Source organism: Amycolatopsis thailandensis, assembly GCF_002234405.1.
Taxonomy (GTDB): domain Bacteria; phylum Actinomycetota; class Actinomycetes; order Mycobacteriales; family Pseudonocardiaceae; genus Amycolatopsis; species Amycolatopsis thailandensis.
The window spans coordinates 99,600-120,706 of the sequence record NZ_NMQT01000102.1 but is presented as its reverse complement, the minus strand read 5'-3'; the positions used below and the strand labels follow the sequence as shown (position 1 = coordinate 120,706).

Below are 21,107 nucleotides of genomic sequence, written 5' to 3'. Positions count from 1 at the left end.
ACCTTCGCCATCGCCGCACACCGACCGAGCCCCAGAGCGGCGATCCGGCCGCCTCCGTCGATCAGCCTCCTGGGGAGACACTGCTGTCACCTAACCCGGTGAACTCGAACCTGGAACGTCATGCCGGCGGGAGTTCGGCCTCTCGATGGTTGTTGCGGTGGCCGGGCGGCACGCCCCCCGACCGGTCGGCCACCGCACGCGAGCTTCAGAGGTGACAGAAGGCGGGCCAGCTATGGTCACCAAGTGTCCGGTACCGGACAGAACATAGGCTGCCCCCGGTCGGATCGTGGTGGGAGCGGAGCGCATACTCCGGTCATGTCCGCTGCGCCATCACAGGACCCGTTCGCGGGCGGCGACTACGTCGTGCGGTCCGGCGTGCGGCACAAGCGATGCTTGAACGGACACGACCTCGACATCGCCGGACGCGGCGGCGGCTGGAACCAGATCCTGGATCTACCGACCGGACACTGCGAGCTGTGCGTCGAGATGCGGCTCCCTCGGGCGCAGTGGCTGGAAGTCGATCTCCGGTTCCGGGGCGAAACACCCGCGTCGTCAGCCGCGTTGCTGCTGTCCCGACGGCCGCCGGTCGTGTACGGCGGCGTCGAGCAGATCATCCTGCAGCTGTGGGGCACCGCTATCGCGGATCTCGACGTCCAGACGTGCGACACATGCCGCGTCGGCGTCCTTGAGCAGGTCCGGGTCGACGCGGCCTACCTGCGGAGGGGGATCGGCACCGTTCTGCTGGACGCGGCGCTGGCCCGCGGCCGCGGCTACTGGTGGTCGACCACCACGATCGCCGACACCGTGCCCGCGAGGGCTTTCTGGGCCACCCAGCACCTTCCCCCGGACACGGTCCTCGGCGAACCGCAACGGTGCCCGGACATGCTCGGTGCCGACGAGTACGCCATCTGACAGCTCCACTGCGTGCCGAAGCAGGCAGCCTTTCGTGGCACCGCTCCGCTACGCGGAGACGGTGGCGCGCATCGGCGAAGTCAGGCGGCGCTGGACGGAGGCGACCCACCGTGCCAGTCGACGATCGCCGCTTCCAGCGAGCGTCGACGGTGCCGCCACGCCGTGGTCAGCGTTTCCAGAGTCACCGTGTTGGAGTAGTCGGTGCTGGTGATCTCCTCGGCCCAGGCGTGCAGCATCGACCACACCGTGTCCGGTGTGGCGTTGTGTTCTGCGGGCCTGGTCATACCGGATGTATCGCTGGAATGCCGCGAAACGCAACATCAGTGTCGAATGTTGTGGAGGCGGTGTCCGTCGAAGCACACGGTGCGGCACGGCTCCGAACGCTTGTGGACTGCCGGTCGGCGAGTGCGGGGTGTTCTCGGCACTCGCCGACCGCTCAGGGAGAGTTGTGGTGTGTTCAGCAGCGTCCGGGGCGGAGGGAGCTGATGTTCATATCCATGTTGTAGAGGGCTGTGTTGCCTCGCCAGTTCCCGACTGGCCAGGGGTTGGGCGGGCCGGTGGTGACGTCGGCGTAGTTGATGTCGGGGAAGGTGCACCAGACGGCGCCGGTGCGGTTCCAGACGGAGCGGATCCTGTCGTTCCAGCTGGGCGCGGGGGAGCGCAGGTCGGAGTCGGGGCCGGTCCAGATTTTGATGGAGCCGTTGCCGTTGAGGTAGTCCCAGCCGCAGAATGCGCCGACCGGGCAGTCGTCGTAGTTGGTGATCGACGCGCCGCCGTTACCCGTTGCCGGTGCTGCCTGGACCGTGCTGGTACCGCCGGCGGCGACGAGCGCCGCGAGCCCCAGCACGACTCCTGTCCTCTGATACTTACGCATGTCGATGTCGTCCCTTCTGATGTGGTCGGCGCCGGGATGTCCGGCGGCGGCCCGGTCCCGTCGAGAGCGGGTCGCGACCTCTGTGTAGGTCGGATGGGTTGTCCGGCGCCGGGGGCCTGGACGCCGGACATCAACGCCCGGACAATCGGTCATCGGCCTGGGGAGGGGGTGCCGGACTATGCCGCGTGCGGAACGGCCACTGGAAGCGGATGGGTCAGCTCTTACTGAGTTCGCCGCTGACCTGCGGACAGTGCGGGACAATGCCGGTGGTCCGTCGTATCGGGAGCTGGCCCGGCGGGCGCACTACTCGTCGACCACGCTGTCGGACGCGGCCGGTGGTCGTCGGCTGCCGAGTCTCGAGGTCACGCTGGCATATGTGCGGGCCTGTGGCGGCGACGTCGAGCAGTGGGAGCGGCGTTGGCGGTTGGTCGCCACGGAGTTGACGGCGCCGACGACCAGGCCACCGGCAGCGGATGACGGGTCGGCTCCGTATGTGGGTCTGCGTCCCTACGGCGGCGGCGACGCCGACCGCTTCTTCGGGCGGGAGAGGCTCACCGAGGATGTGCTCCGCCGGGTCGCGGGTCAGCGGTTTGTCGCTGTGTTCGGTCCTTCGGGATCCGGGAAGTCGTCCGTTCTTCGGGCTGGCCTGGTGCCACGGCTGGCGTCCACGGTCGTCGTTGTGTTCACCCCGGGCGGCCATCCGATGGAGGAGTGCGCGATCCAGATCGCGGCGGCGATCGGCGGCAGGCCGGGTGCTGTGCATGATGAGCTGACGAGCGAGCCCCGCGGCTTGCACAGGCTGGTCCGCCAGGCGCTCGTGTCCGAGCCGTCCGAGGCGGAGATCGTGATCGTCGTGGACCAGTTCGAAGAGCTGTTCACGGTGTGCCAGGACGACCGTGAACGGTCTGCGTTCATCACGATGCTGCTCACCGCCGCGTCCGCTGCGGACAGTCGTTGTCGCATCGTGATCGGTGTGCGCGCCGACTTCTACCCGCAGTGCGCCCTGCACTCGGAGTTGGCCGCAGCGCTTCAGGACGCCCAGGTCACCGTGGGCCCGATGAGCGTCGACGAGCTGCGGCTGGCGATCACTGAACCGGCACGACGAGCTCACTGCGCCGTGGAGAGCGCTCTGCTGACCACTCTTGTCGCGCAGACGCATGGCCGGACCGGGGTGTTGCCGCTGCTGTCCCACGCGCTGCTCGAGACGTGGCGACGTCGCAAAGGCAACACGCTCACCCTGGCCGGGTTTCAGGCTTCCGGAGAATTCGACGGTGCGCTGGCGAAGACCGCTGAGGCCGTCTTCGCCACCCTCGACGAACCCCAGCAGGACCAGGCCCGGGATCTGTTCCGGCGGCTGACCGCTCTCGGCGCAGGAACCGAGCACACCAGACGCAGAATCAGCACCGGTGAACTCGACGAGGATCCCACCCTGGTGCAGGTCGTGGACCGGTTCACCCAGAGCCGCCTGCTTACCCGGGGCGAGGACACTGTCGAGCTCGCTCACGAAGCGTTGATCAAGGCTTGGCCGCGCCTGGCCGCGTGGCTGGCCGATGATCGCGAGGGGCAGCGCGTGCACCGCGAACTCACCGATGCAGCCGCGGCGTGGCGCCGGCACGGCCGCGATCCCAGTGTGCTGCTCCGCGGTACCCGCCTCGCCGTGGTGGGTGACTGGGTTGGCCATGGGGGACGGCCCAGCGCAAAAGAACAAGAATTCTTCGACGCGAGCATCGCTGCGGACGCCCGTGAGCGCGACGGGAAAAGGCGAGCAACTCGACGGCAGCACAGACTTCTCGCGCTGCTCACCGTGCTGCTTGTGCTCGCGATCTCCATCACCGTGTACGCGCTGCACGCCCAGCAGCAAGTCGCGCACGAACGCAACACCGCGATAGCGCTCAAAGCACTTGATGACATCAATAGTTTGGCCAGGAGTGCACCCGGAGAGGCTGCGCTCCTGAGCCTCGCTGCATACCGATTGGCACCGTCGGCGCCGACCCGAGACAGCCTCATCGCCGCTGCGGCCGACCAAGCAGTTGTGGACAACGACGACGGCAGCCCACTGACAGCGCAGGCGGCCGCCGACGGGCAAACCGTCCTGAAACCCTCCACCGACGACAACACGACGCGCCTCTACCGTGTCTCGAACAATCAATGGACACAGCACGGAACTCTTCGCGGTGGTTGGAGCGCAAGCGCGGGCGGCAACGTAGCGGCCACCAGCGACAACGAGCCGACCAGAGCGCCCAAAGTCAGGGTCTGGAACGTTGAACGGCCTCAGATGCCGGAGGAATCCGCTGCTATCCCGATCCCAGCCCGGGTTGGCGCACTCAGTGCCGACGGGCGGCTCCTCGTCACGCTCGACGTCCCCTCGGGTCCTGATGGCGTGGGGCGAACCGCGTCGGCCAAACTCTGGAATCTGGACGAGCCGCGCCGGCCCCGCTTGCTGGGTCCGCTCTCCTGCGACGAGCGACCGGACCTGGGGCAGAGCTTCATCTTCGGCACCAGATTCCTGGGAAATGAGGCGATCCTGCTCCACTGCCTCATAGATTCGGGCAACGCCACACCTCCAGCGAGATCGGTGCCTTTATGGGATATCAATGAACTGGGCAAGCCCACGCGAACAGGACAGCTGGGAGTCACCCGGGCCGACCCATGGGGCAGCGCTGTGATCGTCGACGACAGAGTCGGCCTGACCAGGGAAGCACGCGGCCTGACTCTGTGGAATATAGAGAATCTCAGTCAACCGCAGGAAGAGCCGACGCCGATCGCGCTGAAGGAGTCCTTGAATGCGGGCGCGATCTCGTCCAACGCAAATCTCGTCGCCATAGCGGACGACGACGGAAGTATAACTATCAGAGACTTACGAGAACTCGGCGCTGTGCTACATGCGATTGCGCTTCCAGGCCGGATCGGCTTCGTGCACTCTCTCGCATTCGAACCGGACGGGAAAACCCTGATAGGCTCCAGCATCGGTGACGTCACAGTCGCGTGGCGCTGGACCCTCGACCCGGAAGCAGCGGCTAAGGCGGTCTGCGCTCGTCCTCATCCGCCCATCGCTGCGGCTCGGTGGAACACGTATTTTCCAGGCATCAGATACACAGAGCCTTGTCCATGAACTCGCATCCGATCAGCCTCGGCGAGGGGCTCCCCGCCCCCTCCGACAAATGAGCGAAGGATCGTCAGCAACGCGCGGTTTTGCAGGCGATCGCTCCGGGCCGGCAGGGTGTCGAGTTCCGACGGGACGAGGACGCGCACCGCGAGAGTGTGCTCGGCAGAGAGCCGGCCGCAGCCGGTTGGAGCAGCACGGTCACGATGATGAGCGCGACCCTCAAGCCGAGCGCGATCCCACGGGGCGGGCCGCCGAAGCGGATGCCATCCCCGTGAGCCTCAGGACCCTGGCCATGGCCATGCGGGCCGACCGGGTGCACTTGGGGAGCACTTCCTGGTACCTGTTCGCGATCATGCGGCACTACGAGGCCCAGATCATGCCGGTCCCGCCCCTCTGAGCCGTGACGGCTATGCGCCGGCCACCGGCAGCGGGGACCTACCTTGCGGCGGGATCGGTCCACCTGACGCTCCGAGCCGGTGTCGAGGTCGAGGTCCGCTCGACCAGGTGAAACAGCCGCGATGGCATCCGGTGCGCGGGCACGGGCACCTACAGTCGGTCACTGTGACGCACAGCGGGAACGACGCAGGTGACACCGGGCCGCACGAGCATCGGGAGGCGGTGCGCCTGGTCCGGGAGGCCGAGCGCCGCCGAGAGAACATCTTCGGCGACTGGGACGCGCATGAGCTGCGTCCGCGCGGGCAGCAACTAGCCCTTCTGCTCGATTTCGAGAACGTGGTGCTCGGTGCGGGCGCGACGCTGCCGGATCGGGACGAGCCGGTTCCGGCGAACGCGGTGACCTGGCTATGCCGGGCGTATGGGCCGACCACGATCCGCCGTGCCTACGCCGACTGGGCCGACCCGCGCTTCGGCCGCTACCAACAGGCGCTGGAGCGCAACGGGATCGACCTGGTGCAGCTCGGGCACGGCCCGTCCCGCAAGAACGGCGCCGATATCCGGATGACCGTGGACGCGATGGAGACGTTGATCGTGCATCCGTCGGTCGACGCGTTCGTGCTGGCCAGCGGTGACAGTGACTTCTCGCCGTTGGTGTCGAAGCTGCGGGAGTTCGGCAAGCACGTGATCGGGGTCGGCGCGGAGACCTCGGCCAGTGCCCGGCTGGTGTCGGTGTGCTCGGAATACAAGCTGTGGGGCTCGATCGTGGCGCGCACCGACCCGCGGCCGGGCAGCCCCGTCCTGGCCGGGCAGACGGGGCAGCGGCTCGCCGATGCCGAAGAGTTGCTGGTGACCGCCATGGGAAAGGATGACTCCGCGGTCCTGACCGCGTCGGCGGTGAAGTCGAAGATGGTGACGCTGGACCCTGCGTTCGACGAGGCCGACTACGGCTGCGCGAGCTTCCGCGAGTTCCTTGCCCGCCTGGGACATCGCGTCCACATCGTCGGCCGGCGCGGAGGCGACATCACCCTGGCCCTCGTCGCCCCGGCCGCTCAACCGCTGGAGAGCTCGGCCATCGGTTGAGGTGTGGGTGCTGCCGCGGGAGGTGTGCCGCGAGATGGTGGGCGCGCTTGATCGGGTGGGGGAGCACGGCCGGAGTCAGCACAGGGTGCGTCCCTGGCCGGCAACAATGGTCAGGCGTAAACCAATTCGCGGCTTCGCGCCTGCAGCTCGTCGAACCCGCCTTCGTTGACACCACAGACGAAGGCAGCCCATTCGGCGGTGCCGAACGTGAGGATCGGGCTGGCGGCACCGAGTTCGATGTCGCGGACCCGGCCACCCCGGGGACGGACCCGATCACGACGCAGTCGCCTTTTCCTTGCTGTAGAAGGCTTACTACCAGTTGGTCGCGGCGGCGAGGGGTGATCGCGGCCGGAATGGACGCAGGGATCTCAGCTCCACATTCGACACGGCGGTGACGCCCGCGATGAGCGGGAATCCTGCTCGACCCTAACGTCTACGACGCGGCTGCTCAGAACCGCGCGATGGGTGGACTTCCCACCAGGGCGAGGCGGACGTGCCGGTGATGCGGAGCTGGTAGGACGGGCGTTCACCGCGCCAGCAGGCGCCGAGCTCGTCGAACAGGCTCGCGCACGCGCGGAAGCTGCGCTGGTCGTCCCACTCCGTGGCGGCGTCGGCGGTGGCTCCCGCCACGGTCTCTGCCGTGCGTGTGAAGTCGAGAATCGACTGGATCATCGTCGCGGCCCAGACGGTGCCGCGGGTCTCGGAGAGCCTGGTGGCCGGCTGGAGCACGAGCGTCAGGCTGTTGGCGGCGTCGGTGCGGGTCAGCTCCCGCGCGAGGAGATATTCGACGGTCTCGGCGTTGCGCTGCCTGCTGTCCCACTCTGCCGGGACGGCGGTCGCGGCGGCCAGCCCGCACGCACGTGCCAGGCCAAGACCGTCCCACGCTGCGCGCAGCACCGGAAGCGGCGCCGACGGGCTGATGTCGGCCAGCGAGGTCATCAGGCGGGTCAGCGCCCGACTGTGCTCGTCGGGAGCGGTCAGGGCGGCGTCGGACACGCCATGATTGTTCACTGACGGCTACCGAAACGCGCACGCAGGACAACGCTAGCCGGGGAACGGGACACGCTCTGCCGTCGGCTGGCTGACGCTTCCTGCGCGGAGAGGACCGGGCACCCCCGGTGCGGCCGCCCACCCGACACAGCCAGTCGACGCGGGCAGGGCCCTCGAGATCCGCCGGCTGGCCGCGACGATCACCCGCCGGGACGGCACCGTGATCCCCCTGGGCAGCCTGGCACTGATCCTGGCCGACCTTACGTAATCGGCAGTCGCCGACGGCACGACGTTGTCGTACTCGCCGTCCGAGGTCGCTCGGCTGCGAGGCCTGCGGTCCTTTCGTCACCTTCGACGGTGGCTTCCGTGACACGCCGCGCCAGGACGGGTCGGTACGCCGAGACGGTTGTCGAGATGCCCGCGCCAGAGTTCCCGGAGCTTCAGGCCCGCGACGGCGACCATCGTCCGTGAGGTCGTCACCCGGCACCGCGCGTGCCGGAGCAGACGTTCGAGGTCGTCCTCGGTCTCCCCTCAGCGAACTGGTGCCTGCGTACCCACCCGGCACGCCGAGGGCACGTTCGTCTCGCGTGCTACCGCTTCCCCATGGCCCTCGGCGATCGCGATCGGGAGAATCGACTCAATGCCGACCTCGATCGGCTCCTCGGCTGACACCCGCCGAACGGGTCCCCGCTGTCACGTGTCTACTGTGGACTAAAGTCGCGGTCTCAGCTCTGCGGCCGCGTGGCGGAGAGTCTTCGCGGCATCGGTCGCGGTATGTCGGTGCCCTGAGGTCGATGACACACTGGATGGTGGGGTCGGTGGCGTCGATCCGGGTCATGTCGGCGAGACCTCCGGGCTGCCCTGGGCGTTGGCGACTTCCGGTTTGCTCGGCCTGCTTGCAGCGCCGAGTCGCCAGGAGGGGCAGGCATCCGCGGGACCCGCCGCCGGCGCCTGCCCGACGGTGAGCCCGGACCTATTCGGCTCGATCTGGCTCGTCTTGCCACCGTCAAGGTTGAGGACCATCGCTGATCGCTATGACCTGAGGTCGGCTGCTGGTCCTAGGTTCTGGTCCTTATCGATGCCGGGGGTTGCGGGCCAGAAGTCCACGGACCATTCCTCAAGGCCGTGAGGGTTCGCGTCGTCATCTGGAGAAACGTAGGTTTCCCGATCTGCCAGCAGGCACCGCGCTACGCGTGCGTGGCAGAGCCCAAGGTAGGGAGGTTGCACCGTGGCAGCCGGCATGACGTGGTCGGGGTTGGAGAACACCAGGCCCCTCGCACGCAGCACGAGGGTGCCTTCACCGGTCCTTCCGGACATGTCCACAGCGGAGCCAGGTGCCGCCTCTGCCCGGTCGGGGGCGATGTCCAGGAACTCGATCGTGACAACGGTCGTGTGGGACTAAAACCGGCTGTTGAACGTGATGCCGTTGTCGCCGGCCATGCAGACAGCGTCGGTGTCGAGGAGTTCGGGAACGAGGTCGCTGGGATCGTGCTCGCCGACCGGGTTGACGGCGGTGAGATAGAACAGACCTGGATTGACATCGACGGTACAGCGTTGTCGATGTAGGGAAGGCATCAGCGCAACGTATCAACCCGGGGTACCGCCGCGTCATCGCGAACGCACCACAATGCCGGACGCCAGACCTGCCGCGGGGCCCGCACAAGGTGTTGTCATGGGTTCGTGATCCTCATCGGCCCGGAAGGGCCGATGCCACAACATGTTGGCCGACGAGGCCAAGGCGCTGGGGACGCGGTTGCGATCCTCATCGGCCCCGGAGGGCCGACGCCACGCGCTCGCCGCGTCCTACGCGGTCGGCTGGCTGGTCGTTGCGATCCTCATCGGCCCCGGAGGGCCGACGCCACCGGCGACGCGACGGTGCGCCCAGGTCCCGGTGTCCTGGTTGCGATCCTCATCGGCCCCGGAGGGCCGACGCCACAGGTCGAGCTGCGCGACTTCACCGTGGGCGTGAGCGAGTTGCGATCCTCATCGGCCCCGGAGGGCCGATGCCACACTGCCCCCAAGGGCAAAGCCCGCTTCGTGTCGATGTTGCGATCCTCATCGGCCCCGGAGGGCCGATGCCACTCATCCGTCAGCCGAAAACGCGAGGACCCGCCGCCGTTGCGATCCTCATCGGCCCCGGAGGGCCGATGCCACCGAACCCCGACAACATATGGGTGCCCTCGGTCGCGTTGCGATCCTCATCGGCCCCGGAGGGCCGACGCCACGCCGCCGACACCATGCCCGACTACCCCAAGGCACCGTTGCGATCCTCATCGGCCCCGGAGGGCCGATGCCACTCTGTTTGAGCTGGGCTTTTGTCTTCGACGTGGGGCCATTGTGGCCTGTTTGTTGCCGACACGCCCGGGAATCGCTGGAGAACCTGGTGGCGTGTCGCTCCACGCTTCTCACTCCGAAGTGATGGTACAGAAGTTCGGGGGTCTTGTCGTTGTGCGTGTGGCGGCCAGGTCTGGAATGTTGTGGTGCCCGTATGGTGTGGCGTTTCAAGCTGGCCGGTCTGGCGGGGGATGTATGTGGGCGCATAGTGCGAATGTGTTGGGGCGGCGTCAGTTGCTGTCGGATCATGCGCGGTCGACGGCGGTGTTGGCGGCGCGTTTCGCGGGGGAGTTCGGCGCTGGCGAGCTGGGTTTCGCGTTGGGGTTGTTCCATGACGCGGGTAAGGCGTGCAGGTTGTGGCAGGAGGGTTTGTTGCGTGCCGAGGTCCACGGCGGGCGTGTCGGTGTCCCACATAAGGAACTGGGGGCGAATCTTCTTCGCGGGGTGGCGGGTGCGGCGGCGATGGCGGTCCACGGTCATCATGGCGGTCTGACCAGTCCGGGGGAGTTGCGTGCGCTGGACCCTGGGGACGCGGTGCGTGGCCGGGACGAGGTCGAGGCGTTCCTCGGTGTGCTGCCGGAGGCGGAGAAGGTTTTGACAGGGGCGCCGACGTCGTTGCTGCCGGCGGGCTGGCGGCGGGGGAACACGGTCGCGGAGATGGGGGTGCGGCTGGCGTTTTCGGCGCTGGTGGATGCCGATCATCTGGATACCGCCGCGCATGCCAAGGGGCGGTCGGGGCCGCGGGTGCGGGACGACGTGGACATGGCGGTGTTGCGGGATCGTTTCGAGGCTGCCCGCCGGGACCGACTCGCGGGCCGGACCGGTTCTCCGGTCGACGCGGTCCGCGAGCGTGTGTACGGGCAGGCGGTGCGGTGCGCGGGGGATGCTCCTGGGGTGTTCCGGTTGCCGGCGCCGACCGGGTCGGGCAAGACGTGGGCGTCGGCGGGGTTCGCGTTGCATCATGCCGCCCGGTATGGGAAGCGGCGGGTGATCGTCGCGGTCCCGTTCATCACGGTGACCGAGCAGAACGCCGCCGAGTACCGGGCGATGCTCGGCGCGGACGCGGTCCTGGAGCATCACTCGGCGGTGCACGTGCCCGAGTCGGGTGCGGCGCGGTGGGCCGCGCGCGCGGCTGCGGAGAATTGGGACAGCCCGTTCGTGGTAACCACGACGGTGCAGCTGTTCGATTCGTTGTTCGCGCGCACGCCGTCGCGGATGCGGAAGCTGCACCGGCTGGCGAACGCGGTGATCGTGCTGGACGAGGTGCAGGCGCTGCCGTTGCGGGTGCTGACCCCGATCCTGGACGCGCTGCGGGTCCTGACTGAATACTTCGGTGTGACGGTGCTGCTGGCGTCGGCGACCCAGCCCTCGTTTCCGGAGTTCGACGTGTGGCGGGGTCTGCGGGTGCGGGACATCGTCGAGAATCCGCGCGAGTTGTTCGCGGCGATGCGGCGGGTGCGGTACGAGTGGTGGCTGAATCCCCGGCCGACGCTGGCCGAGGTGGGGGAGCGGGCGTGCTCGCACGAGCAGGTCCTGATGGTGGTCAACACGACCGCGGACGCCCGATCGGTCTTCCAGGGGTGGAAGGAGTCCGGCGCGGAAGGGATCTTCCATCTGTCGACGCGGATGATGCCCGCGCACCGGCGGACGGTGCTCGACGAGGTGCGTGAGCGTCTGTCCGACGGGCGGCCGGTCCGGCTGGTGTCCACGCAGCTGGTCGAGGCTGGAGTGGATATCGACTTCCCGGTCGTGTTCCGGGCGTTCGCTCCGGCCGAGGCGGTGCAGCAGGCCGCGGGGCGCGCGAACCGGGAAGGCACGCTCGGCACGGACGGCCTGGTGGTGGTCTTCGCCGCCCGGGACATGTCCAGTCCCGCCGGATACGTCCTCGGGTCCGCGGTGACGGCTGAGTTCTTCGGGCCACGGGGTGACGGCATGGTCCGGCCTGATGATGTGGACGCGCTGGACCGCTATTACCGGACGCTGTATCGGCGGGCGAACGCCGAGTACGGCACCCGCGCGGCCGAGATCCAGCGCAACCGGAAGCGGCTCGATTTCCAGTCGGTGGCCGAAGGGCCGGAACGCGCGATGGGGGAGGTCAATGGCCGCGACCCGGCGCTGGCGTTCCGGATGCTCGATGACGACACCGTGCCGGTCGCGGTCACCGACCACGACGGCCCGACCCCGGCGGCCGCCCTGATCGCCCGCCTGCGTCGTGAACCGGAGCAGGCAGGGACGGTGCTGCGGCAGTTGCAGCCGTATCTGGTGGCGCTGCCGAAGCGGCTGTTGCAGGACCCGGCGATCGCGGCGCTGTGCGAGCCGGTGTTCGGTGACCTCTACGAGTGGACCGGCCCCTACGACACCGACTACGGCATCGACACCACCAGTGGGTCCGAACGCGAAGTGTGGTGACCCGCCCGCGCCGCCCTGGTCGGGCAGCATCAGGCGTGAACGACGGCATCGGATCAGTGGGCCCTGGGAGATCGGGTTCACTCGATCGATTGAATCCGATTCGCACGTGAATGTGAACAGGAATCAGGTTTTCTGTGTTCATGGCTCTGGTACCTGCGTATTTCGATCCTGTTCGACAAGGGCGCAAGGTGGGGGCGCGAATAATCCTCCAAGAACTGTCGGTCCGGCCTGGTAGCTACTCCTCGGCAAGTCAGATGCGAGGGAAGGGACCGTTGTGGGCGAGGGGTTACCGCTGTCACCGGAGGGTGCTGTTCCGGTGGGTGTGCAGGTGTGGGGTCCGGGCGCGTTGTTCACGAGACCGGAATTGAAAGTGGAGCGGGTGTCGTATCCGGTCATGACGCCGACGGCGGCGATCGGTGTCCTGGAGTCGATTTTCTGGAAGCCGGAGTTCAGCTGGGTTCCGGTCGCGATCGACGTGCTCGCACCGATCACGCAGTTCACGCAGCGCCGTAACGAGACCACCGACATCGCGTCGGTGGACGCGGCGCTGGCGGGCCGCACTGTGGACACGGCCGAGCACCGGACACAGCGGAACGCGGTGTGCTTGAAGGACGTCTGCTACCGCATCCACGCCCAGGTTGAGCTGCGTGCGCACGCGACCAAGCCGGCCGCGGCGTACCGGGATCAGTTCCGGCGGCGGGTGGAGCGCGGGCAGTGCTTCCACCAGCCGTATCTGGGGACACGGGAGTTCAGCGCCTATTTCGGTCCCGTGGACGAGCGGGAACCGGTTCCGCTGACCATGGCTCTCGGGACGATGCTGCACAGCGTCCACCACGACCCGGCGGGCGTGCGGTTCTCCTGGTTCGACGCCTGGCTGCACGCCGGGCGGATGATGATCCCGCGCACCGGCCAAACCGCTGCACTGGCGGAGGCGTGAATGCTGCTGCAACGCCTGGTCGGCTACTCCGAGGACCATGTGACCACGCCGCCGTTCCATCGGGAGCGGGAGTTCCTGTGGCGGCTGGACCTGTTCACCGACGGCCGCGAGACCCGGCTGACCGGGCTGCGTGAGCCGGACGGGAAACGACGCGGGCAGTACCGGGTCGCTCCGGCGGTCACGCGGACGGTCGGTGTGGCACCGCAGCTCGGCGCCGACGATGTCCAGTACGTCTTCGGCTGGGGCGACGACACCACGAAACCCGAACGTGTCGCCGAATGCCACAGGCGGTTCGCCGACCTGATTCGCCGCTGGGCCGAAAACGACCCGCGGGACGCGGCCGCCGCGCGGCTGGCCGGGTTCTACCGGGACGAAGCCATGCTGGCGCGCCCGGAGGGCGTGGCGGCGAAGGACGGCGTCCTGATCGCGGTGGACGACGAGCTTGCCATCCACCGGCCCTCGCTGGTGCGGTTCTGGACTGCGGAGGTCACCCGCCGGAAAGGCGGCACGGCACCTCGCCAGGGGCTGTGCCTGGTGTGCGGCCAGACCGGGCAGCTGGTGAACTCGATGCCAGGCACGGTTCCCAAGCGCCTGGTCCCCGGAGCCGGTAACGACGCGGCGCTGGTGAGCGTGAACGCCTCGGTCTTCGGCTACGGCCTGACCGACGACCTGACCCACACGCCGATCTGTTTCACCTGCGGCAACGCCGTCGGGAGCGGTATGACTCAGCTGCTCGGCTCCCGGCACGCGATCAACCTGCCCGGACAGGACAGCCGCATGGTGTGGTGGGTCCTGGGCGCCGAGGAACCCGATGTGCTCAGCGGTTTCGCGACCGGCCCCGACCCTGACCAGGTCAACGCTCTGCTGAAGCGGCTGTGGTCCGGGGACCTGGCGCGGGCGAAGGACACGGCGGAGCGGATCGGCAGCGACGAGCGGTTCTGCTCGCTGACCGTCGGCGGCAACGCCTCCCGGATCATGGTCCGGGACTGGATCGACCTGCCGTTGCCGACCGCGCTCCTGTCCGTGGCGCGCTGGTACCGCGACACGCTCATGGTCACCTATGGCCTCGATGAGCCTGTCGCGTTCGGACTGTGGCAGCTCGTGCTGGCTACCGGACGCTGGGAAGCGCGACCCGGAGAGTCCGGCCGCTACACCGAGCTTGGCAGCAAGAGCGGACGGCGGCGCGACCACGTCCAGCGCGACCTGCTCGCCCGCGCGCTGCGCGGCCTGCCGCTGCCCGCTTCGGTCCTGCACCACGTCCTGCACCGCATCGCCGCCGACGGCCGCATCGACGCCCCACGCGCGGCGCTGCTGCGGCTGGCGCTGTGCGATCCCCAAGAGAAGGAGTCCCGCGTGTCCGCCGGTCTCGACGAGAACAACACTGACACCGCCTACCTCTACGGCCGTGTGTTCGCGCACCTGGAGAAGATCCAGCGCAAAGCCCACGGACCCGACGTCAACGCGACGTTCGGCGACAAGTTCCGGGGCTCCGCGCAGAGCAACCCCATCCCGGCGGTGATGACCGGCACCAAACTGGCCAAGGCCTGGCTCGCCAAAATCCGCCGCAAGCCGGAAACCCGAGCCGCCGCCGAGGCGCTACACACCACACTCGACGCGCTGATGGACAAGATCGACTCAGCGGAGCCGCTTCCCGGCTTCCTGCCACCGCAGCGCCAGGCACAGTTCGTCCTCGGCTACCACCAGCAGCGCGCCGCCGACAGCCGCCAAGCCCGCGCCCACCAACAGAACACTGACGCCGAAACTGGCGGAAGCGTGGACTGACCTCCGTCCGCCAACCCACCTTCCCATCACAGCAGCGAAAGGTTTACCAGTGAGTATCGCACCGCACCTCGACCCCGCCGTCCGTCACGACATGGTCTTGCTGTTCGACGTCGCCGACGGCAACCCCAACGGCGACCCGGATTTCGGTAATCGGCCGCGCATGGACGAGGAGACCGGGCACGGGTTGATCACCGATGTCGCGATCAAACGCAAGATCCGCAACACCCTGTCCCTCGCCGCGGACGGTGACCCGCGGTACGGGATCTTCGTCGAAGCCGGCCACGCCCTGAACACCCGCCTGGCCGAGTCTCTCGAGGCCGGAAACATCACCGACAAAAAGAAGAAACCCACGGCCGAGCAACGGGAAACGGCCCGTGCCTGGCTGACCGAGAAGTACGCCGACATCCGGCTGTTCGGCGCGGTTCTGTCCACAGGCGACACCAAATCCTTGGGCCAGATCTACGGGCCGCTTCAGGTCACCAACGCCCGCAGCTACCACCCCGTCGCGCCGCAGCAGCACACGATCACCCGGGTCACCCAGACCAAACAGGACCACATCGACAGGGGTGAGAGCACCGAGATGGGTTCCAAGTGGACTGTCCCCTACGGGCTCTACAAGGCCGAGATCTACTACTCCGCCTCCCGCGGTAAGCAGACCGCGGTCGACAGCCGTGACCTGGAACTGCTCTACCGCACCCTGGAGATGATGTTCGACCACGACCGCTCCGCCGCCCGGGGAACGATGACCACCCGCGGCCTGTACGTCTTCAGCCACGACAACGCCTTCGGCAACGCCCCGGCGCACAAACTCACCGAACGCGTCACCGCCGGCCTCGCCGACCACGTCACCGGCCCGCCCCGCTCTTTCAGCGACTATGTGGTCAACGCCGCGGACGACGATCTGCCCGCCGGTGTGACGCTCGCCAAGCTGCTGGCCTGACAGGCATGGACGACGCACGACCTGCCGGGGTGCCGTGGGCCAGTGTCCCGATCTCGGCCCTCGAGCACTACGCCTACTGTCCCCGGCAGGCCGCGCTGATCCATCTGGACCGCGACTTCACCGACAATGCCAACGACCTGCTTCTGCGATGCGCCGCGGACAACCGTGCGGTGACATGGTTGTCGCGCAACGGTCGGTTCCTCGGACGCGTCGGCGGGAACCTGATCGGTAACCCGCTCCTACGGCTCCAGCAAGCCCGCGCGCACGACGATCCCGGCCGCCGGCTCGACATCGCGAGGTCCCTCGTCGCGGGAAAGCTGCACAACTACCGTCAGCTACTGCTGCGCATCGCACGCGACGCGGAACCCGCGAGGCAGGGTGAGATCCGGGCGGTTGCCGCGTCACACGCCGATTCGCTTGCGGCGGCAGCACGCGCGGGCTCGATGACCGAACTGCTCGGTGTCGAAGGCGCGGCCGCCCGGCCGTACTTCCAGAGCATGCCACTGCTGGCGAGAGGAGTCCCGCGGGGCCGCAGCCGACGTCCGCCCGAAGACCAGTTCAACTGCCTTCTGTCCTTCTGTTACGGCATGCTTCGTGTGGCGGTGGTCGGAGCCCTTGAACAGGTCGGGCTGGATCCCTACATCGGCTACCTGCACGCGGTCCGCCCCGGAAAGCCGTCGCTCGCACTCGATGTGATGGAGGAGTTCCGGCCCCTGCTCGTTGACCGTTTCGTCCTGACCCTGTTCAACCGCAAGGAGATCACCGCCAAACACACGACTCAGGATCCCGCGGGTGGTGTGACACTCACCGATGACGGCAGAGCATTCGTGCTCGACCGATGGTCGAAAGCACGTGAACGGGTCTGGCGACACTCCGTGCTTGAACGTGACATACCCGCCGCTCTGCTGCCCAACGTGCAAGCACGGCTACTCGCGAGGCATCTCCGAGCCGATCAACCCGCCTATCAACCCTGGATCGCGAGCTGACATGGAACTCCTGGTCACCTACGACGTGGACACGACCACGCCCGCTGGCCGCGGGCGACTCCGCCAAGTTGCCCGATCCTGCGAAGCGTACGGAATCCGGGTGCAGAAGTCGGTGTTCGAGATCGTGATGAGCGAGGCCGAGCTGCTGCTCCTGCGCCATCGCCTCCTCGACATCATCCACCCTGATCTCGACAGCATCCGTGTCTACCGCCTCACTACCGGATCCTTCGCCAATGCCTCGCACATCGGGCACTCACCGCCAGCGGGTCACGGCACCCCGCTCATCTTCTGAGGGAAGGTGAGAGCCGGGAGCGTAGACAGACACGCCATCAGGTTCCGAAGCGAAACCCGCGCGTGTCGATTACAGAAAGGTCACTATGAACCTCTGAAACAGTAGTTTCCCCTGTATAGGCAGGGGTGGCATCGGCCCTCCGGGGCCGATGAGGATCGCAACTCCGGCACTGCCAGAAAGCGCGCACTAGATTCGCGCGGTGGCATCGGCCCTCCGGGGCCGATGAGGATCGCAACAGGTACGTGTTGGCCACGATGGACCTCCTTAAAGGTGGTGGCGTCGGCCCTCCGGGGCCGATGAGGATCGCAACAGGATCGCGAACGCGGTCTCGGTCTGCTCGACGCGGTGGCATCGGCCCTCCGGGGCCGATGAGGATCGCAACCACCAGCGGGTGCCGCCGATGATGGTAGCGATCAGGTGGCATCGGCCCTCCAGGGCCGATGAGGGTCGCAACCTCGGCTGCACGGCGCGTATGCAGTTCGGCAAGGAGTGGCATCGGCCCTCTAGGGCCGATGAGGGTCGCAACATCGGCCTCGCCCCCGCCCAGGCCGAGATGGTCGGCGGTGGCATCGGCTCTCCGGGGCCGATGAGGATCGCAACGAGAGGTTGTTGATCCCGGTCGACAGCAGGTTCAGGTGTGGCATCGGCCCTTCGGGGCGGATGAGGATCGCAACTTGGTCTTCTGGTCCCAGATCACCGCGCGGGTGACGGTGGCATCGGCCCTTCGGGGCAGATGAGGATCGCAACGAGGTCGCGGCAGATCTCGACGGCGTCCGCGGCGAGGTGGCATCGGGCCTCCGGGGCGGATGAGGATCGCAACAACGAAGCGATGGACCGCTACGCCGAAGCGGACAAGCGTGGCATCGGCCCTCCGGGGCCGATGAGGATCGCAACCGCTTTTCCAGCCCCTTGGCCTCGTCAGCCAACGTGTGGCATCGGCCCTCCGGGGCAGATGAGGATCGCAACTGGGTGGCCTCGGGGCACCAGTCGAGGAGCTACCGGTGGCATCGGCCCTCCGGGGCCGATGAAGAGTGCAACAGCGCGGCGAGCATATCGCCGAACCCGGCGACCGGCTGGTGGCATCGGCCCTCTCAGCCGATGAGGATCGCAAGATCATCATTTCGGCAGCAGGGATGGGACTGCAGCATCGACCGGCCGGCCCCCTAGGAGAGCCATTTGTCGGGGCTGGGACCGGGCAGGACGTGCCGGATCCCGCCGCGGGGGTCGGGGACGTCGCCCTGGTGGCGGGGGATGAGGTGCAAGTGGAGGTGGTCGATCGTGCGGCCCGCTGCTCGTCCTTCGTTGATTCCGATGGTGTAGCCGTCAGGGTGGAACCGGTCGGCGAGGACGCGGCTGGCCTGGATGGACAAGGTGTGGAGTTCGGTGTTCTCGTGGGTGGTGAGGTCGATGTAGGACTCGACGTGCCGTTTCGGGACGATGTTGAGGTGGCCGGGGCCGCGGGGTAGTTGTCCCAGCGGACGTAGGCGGCCGGTCCGTCGATCAGCACGGTGCTGATCGTGGGGTCCTGGTACCGGCAGAAGGGGCAGTTGCTGGCGGTGGTCGCGGCGGTGTTGTCCGGTTCCGGGGAGGGGTGCATGGCGGGTGCTCCTGCTCGCTGATGGTTGCGATGTCTGCTCTGGTGTGGGTGCCGTAGCCGGCGGTCAGGTGGCCGCATGGCCGCGTTCGCGGCAGGTCGCGACCACGCGGCGGACGACCTCATCGATGGTCAGCGTGGAGGTGTCGGTGATGACGGCGTCGTGGGCGGGCTTGAGAGGCGCCGTCGATCGGGATGTGTCCGCCTCGTGTCGGCTGTGGATGCTCGCGAGGCCCTGTTCGTCACCGGCGGTGCCGTTCTGCAGCGTGCGCCGTTGTGCCGGGATTTCGGGCGTCGTTGTGCGGTAGAGCTCCACCCGCGCGGTGGGGATGACGGCTGTGCCGATGTCGCGGCCCTCGATGATCCGGGGCGTGTGGTCGGCGGTCCATTGCCGGATCAGGGTGGTGGCGTGGGTATGGGCGCCCGGGATCCGGGCCACGGCCGGCACGAGGCCCGTCACTGCGGGGGAACGTAGAGATTCCGGTGTGTGGCGGGGTGAGGTTAGGGCGCTGTTCGGCCCGGTCTCGGTCCCGCTCAGGACATCACCCCGCCTTCTCGGCAGCTTCTTCGGCGGTGCGTACGAGCGCGCTGAAGCCCTACTTCGCCTCATACGTCAGGGTTCACGGGGTACGCTCCAGTTGATCACAGGGAAACATGCTCACGCACCCGCCTTGGCCTTCAGCGTCGCGGTCACCGCACCCGCGGCGTCTGCGGCGATGCCGCACGGATCCACGATGCCCTGCTACGCGGATCCGAGGACTACAGCGACATCGACGGCGAACTCGTCGGCGAGTCCGACCGTCACGACACACAGATCCTTCGTTGTCTGACCTGGACTGCCCGCGTGTGCCACCGCCGGAAAACCTTGGACGTCGGCGATCGGCCTCCACACGCCCGACTGCGGTTTGGTGTTCTGGTACACCCCGCTCAAACCGGTCTTCGCCACAGTGGCGTATCCGACGTTGAGCTGAGAGCCCCTGTCCAGGTTGGCCCAGGTGCACGCAGGCCCCACCGCTGCCAGGTCATCCCGGCTTTGCTTCAGAGGCGCGCCGAGAATCGGGCGCACCTGCTCAGGCGTCAACGCGTCCACGCAAGGATCACCCGACAGCACAGTCGCCGACAGCGGGTTGGCGACCTTCGGCGCACCGGCATACGGCAACCCTGACGCTGGCGACGAAGGCTGGGTCGATGAACCTCCCGGCGGAGGCGTGCCCCCGTTCCAGGGATCCTGTCGCGCGCACGCGGACACCAGGCCCGTGGCCGCGACGATCGCACAGAGGGGCATGACGAGACGGCGGGTCATCCGACGGCCCCGCGGTTGCCGAGCTCAGCGTCGGACGCCCGCGCCGGCCTGATCGGCTTGTCCTTGCCTCGGCGGGCCCGGTAGGCCGTTGCCATGCGGTGGATGACCTGCTGGATGGTGAGGTCGGTGGTGTCGATCTCGATGGCGTCGCGGGCGGGGATGAGCGGCGCGCTCGCCCGGGTCGTGTCCTGGTAGTCACGGCGGAGGATGTCTTGCAGGACCGCGGGGTAGGACAGCCCGGATTCTTGCCCTACGCGGCGTTCCGCCCGGACCTCTGGGGTTGCGTTGAGGTAGAACTTGACCGGTGCCGCGGGGAACACGGCTGTGCCGATGTCGCGGCCTTCGATGATGCAGGGCGCAGCCTGGTCGGCGGCCCACTGCCGGATCAGTGCGGTGGCGTGGGTGCGGACGCCCGGGATCCGGGCCACGCCCGGGACGAGGCCTGTCACCGCGGGGGACCGTAGCGAGTCGGGTGTGTGACGGGGCGAGGCCAGGGCAGTGTTGGGTCCAGTCTCGGAGAGGAGTTCTTCGCAGAGCGCCTCGATCGCGGCGATGTCGTCGGGAGGAAGGTTCCGGCGCAGGGCTTCGGCCGCGATGATCCGGTAGATCCTGCCGCTCTCGAGGTAGCGCAGGCCGAAGATCGCCATCAGGACGCGGCTGGTGGTGGTCTTTCCCGCCGCTGCCGGTCCGTCGACGGCCACGATCGTCTCTGTGGTGGTGGGGTGTCCTGCTGCCATCATGTGCTCCTTCGGGTGGTTGCCAGTACGCGCGTCGCGGGGATTTCTTGTGTCGACGTTGGCTGTGGACTACGTCAGATCGATGCGGATACGGAGTTATTGCTGTGGCGGGACACGGAGGGTGCGGTTCTGGCGGGCGCAGGTCGTACGACCGGCCGGAAAGGCCGCCCGGCTGGTCCATCAGGGTCGGTGACGAGTTGCCACGACCCGGGTATCCGAACCGGGTCATGGATCCGGGTGAACGTGCGCTCTGACCGGCGTTCGGCGTCCCGGATGTACCAGGCGAGAATCCCGCCGAGGACGAGGATCACGGTCACGCCGGTAGCCAGGAGGATCACCGCGACGGTGACGATCACGCCGAGGGCGACCATCGGTGCCGTCCGGTGTCGCGGGCCTTGGGCCACGGCCTGCGGGTCTGGCGGGGGAGGTGGCACT

Annotated in this window: 20 protein-coding genes; 10 read left to right on the top strand and 10 right to left on the bottom strand. The window is 67.9% G+C overall.

From position 1 onward, the window contains the following. Window positions 1-315 precede the first annotated feature (315 nt). On the top strand, window positions 316-912 hold the full coding sequence (locus CFP71_RS28380) for a GNAT family N-acetyltransferase (RefSeq protein ID WP_093937008.1): 597 nt from the start codon (window positions 316-318) through the stop codon (window positions 910-912). An 80-nt stretch (window positions 913-992) separates the two neighbouring features. Here CFP71_RS28380 and CFP71_RS28375 read toward each other — a convergent pair whose 3' ends face one another. Next, entirely contained in the window at window positions 993-1,196 is a 204-nt protein-coding gene (locus CFP71_RS28375) for a hypothetical protein (RefSeq protein ID WP_093937007.1), read from the bottom strand. Window positions 1,197-1,369: 173 nt separating this feature from the next. Continuing rightward, window positions 1,370-1,759 carry a peptidase inhibitor family I36 protein gene (locus CFP71_RS28370; RefSeq protein WP_167406312.1) on the bottom strand — a complete coding sequence of 130 codons (390 nt, stop codon included), beginning with the start codon at window positions 1,757-1,759 and terminating at the stop codon, window positions 1,370-1,372. A 205-nt stretch (window positions 1,760-1,964) separates the two neighbouring features. Between CFP71_RS28370 and CFP71_RS28365 the strand changes: the two genes are divergently transcribed. The 3 genes from CFP71_RS28365 to CFP71_RS28355 all read left to right on the top strand — a co-directional run bounded on the left by CFP71_RS28365 (window position 1,965) and on the right by CFP71_RS28355 (window position 6,368). Further along, the gene (locus CFP71_RS28365) at window positions 1,965-4,898 is read left to right on the top strand and encodes an nSTAND1 domain-containing NTPase (RefSeq protein WP_093937005.1); all 2,934 of its coding nucleotides are present in this window, start codon (window positions 1,965-1,967) and stop codon (window positions 4,896-4,898) included. Window positions 4,899-5,163: 265 nt separating this feature from the next. Next, window positions 5,164-5,289, top strand: coding sequence for a hypothetical protein (locus CFP71_RS45420; protein ID WP_279629247.1), 126 nt, complete (start codon window positions 5,164-5,166; stop codon window positions 5,287-5,289). A gap of 164 nt (window positions 5,290-5,453) precedes the next feature. Next, entirely contained in the window at window positions 5,454-6,368 is a 915-nt protein-coding gene (locus CFP71_RS28355) for an NYN domain-containing protein (protein WP_244199862.1), read from the top strand. Between the two features lie 426 nt (window positions 6,369-6,794). Here the strand turns inward: CFP71_RS28355 and CFP71_RS28350 are convergent, their stop codons facing one another. The 3 genes from CFP71_RS28350 to CFP71_RS44325 form a co-directional block, all read right to left on the bottom strand. Continuing rightward, entirely contained in the window at window positions 6,795-7,379 is a 585-nt protein-coding gene (locus tag CFP71_RS28350; RefSeq protein WP_208636057.1) for a hypothetical protein, read from the bottom strand. Between the two features lie 813 nt (window positions 7,380-8,192). Beyond that, complete coding sequence (locus tag CFP71_RS43775; protein WP_143267196.1) at window positions 8,193-8,381, bottom strand: hypothetical protein; 189 nt, start codon at window positions 8,379-8,381, stop codon at window positions 8,193-8,195. 375 nt (window positions 8,382-8,756) lie between these two features. Next, window positions 8,757-8,933, bottom strand: a complete 177-nt coding sequence (locus tag CFP71_RS44325) for a hypothetical protein (protein ID WP_167406311.1) — start codon at window positions 8,931-8,933, stop codon at window positions 8,757-8,759. 132 nt (window positions 8,934-9,065) lie between these two features. Between CFP71_RS44325 and cas3 the strand changes: the two genes are divergently transcribed. The 6 genes from cas3 (at window position 9,066) to cas2 (ending at window position 17,038) form a co-directional block, all read left to right on the top strand. Beyond that, a complete protein-coding gene (cas3, locus tag CFP71_RS28345; RefSeq protein WP_425266638.1) occupies window positions 9,066-12,101 on the top strand; it encodes a CRISPR-associated helicase Cas3' in 3,036 nt (1,011 codons plus the stop codon). 316 nt (window positions 12,102-12,417) lie between these two features. After that, window positions 12,418-13,038: a type I-C CRISPR-associated protein Cas5c gene (cas5c, locus tag CFP71_RS28340; protein ID WP_208636055.1), complete on the top strand. Its 621-nt coding sequence runs from the start codon at window positions 12,418-12,420 to the stop codon at window positions 13,036-13,038. Then, window positions 13,039-14,820: a type I-C CRISPR-associated protein Cas8c/Csd1 gene (cas8c, locus tag CFP71_RS28335; RefSeq protein ID WP_093937000.1), complete on the top strand. Its 1,782-nt coding sequence runs from the start codon at window positions 13,039-13,041 to the stop codon at window positions 14,818-14,820. A gap of 49 nt (window positions 14,821-14,869) precedes the next feature. Next, entirely contained in the window at window positions 14,870-15,760 is an 891-nt protein-coding gene (gene cas7c, locus CFP71_RS28330) for a type I-C CRISPR-associated protein Cas7/Csd2 (RefSeq protein WP_093936999.1), read from the top strand. Between the two features lie 5 nt (window positions 15,761-15,765). Next, window positions 15,766-16,746: a CRISPR-associated endonuclease Cas1 gene (cas1, locus tag CFP71_RS28325; protein ID WP_093936998.1), complete on the top strand. Its 981-nt coding sequence runs from the start codon at window positions 15,766-15,768 to the stop codon at window positions 16,744-16,746. Window position 16,747: 1 nt separating this feature from the next. Beyond that, on the top strand, window positions 16,748-17,038 hold the full coding sequence (gene cas2 / locus CFP71_RS28320) for a CRISPR-associated endonuclease Cas2 (RefSeq protein WP_093936997.1): 291 nt from the start codon (window positions 16,748-16,750) through the stop codon (window positions 17,036-17,038). Window positions 17,039-18,201: 1,163 nt separating this feature from the next. Here the strand turns inward: cas2 and CFP71_RS28310 are convergent. From CFP71_RS28310 to CFP71_RS28290, 5 genes are all read right to left on the bottom strand, one after another. Then, window positions 18,202-18,447, bottom strand: a complete 246-nt coding sequence (locus CFP71_RS28310) for an HIT family protein (RefSeq protein WP_244199866.1) — start codon at window positions 18,445-18,447, stop codon at window positions 18,202-18,204. Between the two features lie 252 nt (window positions 18,448-18,699). Next, window positions 18,700-19,242, bottom strand: a complete 543-nt coding sequence (locus CFP71_RS28305) for a (d)CMP kinase (protein WP_093936994.1) — start codon at window positions 19,240-19,242, stop codon at window positions 18,700-18,702. 132 nt (window positions 19,243-19,374) lie between these two features. Next, complete coding sequence (locus CFP71_RS28300) at window positions 19,375-19,917, bottom strand: DUF3558 family protein (RefSeq protein WP_244199865.1); 543 nt, start codon at window positions 19,915-19,917, stop codon at window positions 19,375-19,377. A 14-nt stretch (window positions 19,918-19,931) separates the two neighbouring features. Next, window positions 19,932-20,672, bottom strand: a complete 741-nt coding sequence (cmk, locus tag CFP71_RS28295; RefSeq protein ID WP_167406309.1) for a (d)CMP kinase — start codon at window positions 20,670-20,672, stop codon at window positions 19,932-19,934. Window positions 20,673-20,746: 74 nt separating this feature from the next. Next, window positions 20,747-21,043 (bottom strand): hypothetical protein, encoded by a 297-nt coding sequence (locus CFP71_RS28290; protein ID WP_093936991.1) that lies wholly within the window; start codon window positions 21,041-21,043, stop codon window positions 20,747-20,749. Between the last annotated feature and the right edge of the window lie 64 nt (window positions 21,044-21,107).

What these genes read in the sequence shown, in the direction of transcription:
- CFP71_RS28375 (WP_093937007.1), bottom strand. Translation starts at nt 1,196, where the DNA reads ATGACCAGGCCCGCAGAACACAACGCCACACCGGACACGGTGTGGTCG.
- CFP71_RS28365 (WP_093937005.1), top strand. Translation starts at nt 1,965, where the DNA reads ATGCCGCGTGCGGAACGGCCACTGGAAGCGGATGGGTCAGCTCTTACT.
- CFP71_RS28290 (WP_093936991.1), bottom strand. Translation starts at nt 21,043, where the DNA reads ATGGTCGCCCTCGGCGTGATCGTCACCGTCGCGGTGATCCTCCTGGCT.
- CFP71_RS43775 (WP_143267196.1), bottom strand. Translation starts at nt 8,381, where the DNA reads ATGGTCCTCAACCTTGACGGTGGCAAGACGAGCCAGATCGAGCCGAAT.
- cmk (WP_167406309.1), bottom strand. Translation starts at nt 20,672, where the DNA reads ATGGCAGCAGGACACCCCACCACCACAGAGACGATCGTGGCCGTCGAC.
- CFP71_RS28380 (WP_093937008.1), top strand. Translation starts at nt 316, where the DNA reads ATGTCCGCTGCGCCATCACAGGACCCGTTCGCGGGCGGCGACTACGTC.
- cas3 (WP_425266638.1), top strand. Translation starts at nt 9,066, where the DNA reads ATGCCACAACATGTTGGCCGACGAGGCCAAGGCGCTGGGGACGCGGTT.
- CFP71_RS28300 (WP_244199865.1), bottom strand. Translation starts at nt 19,917, where the DNA reads ATGCCCCTCTGTGCGATCGTCGCGGCCACGGGCCTGGTGTCCGCGTGC.
- cas1 (WP_093936998.1), top strand. Translation starts at nt 15,766, where the DNA reads ATGGACGACGCACGACCTGCCGGGGTGCCGTGGGCCAGTGTCCCGATC.
- cas2 (WP_093936997.1), top strand. Translation starts at nt 16,748, where the DNA reads ATGGAACTCCTGGTCACCTACGACGTGGACACGACCACGCCCGCTGGC.
- cas8c (WP_093937000.1), top strand. Translation starts at nt 13,039, where the DNA reads ATGCTGCTGCAACGCCTGGTCGGCTACTCCGAGGACCATGTGACCACG.
- CFP71_RS28305 (WP_093936994.1), bottom strand. Translation starts at nt 19,242, where the DNA reads ATGAGGCGAAGTAGGGCTTCAGCGCGCTCGTACGCACCGCCGAAGAAG.
- CFP71_RS44325 (WP_167406311.1), bottom strand. Translation starts at nt 8,933, where the DNA reads ATGCCTTCCCTACATCGACAACGCTGTACCGTCGATGTCAATCCAGGT.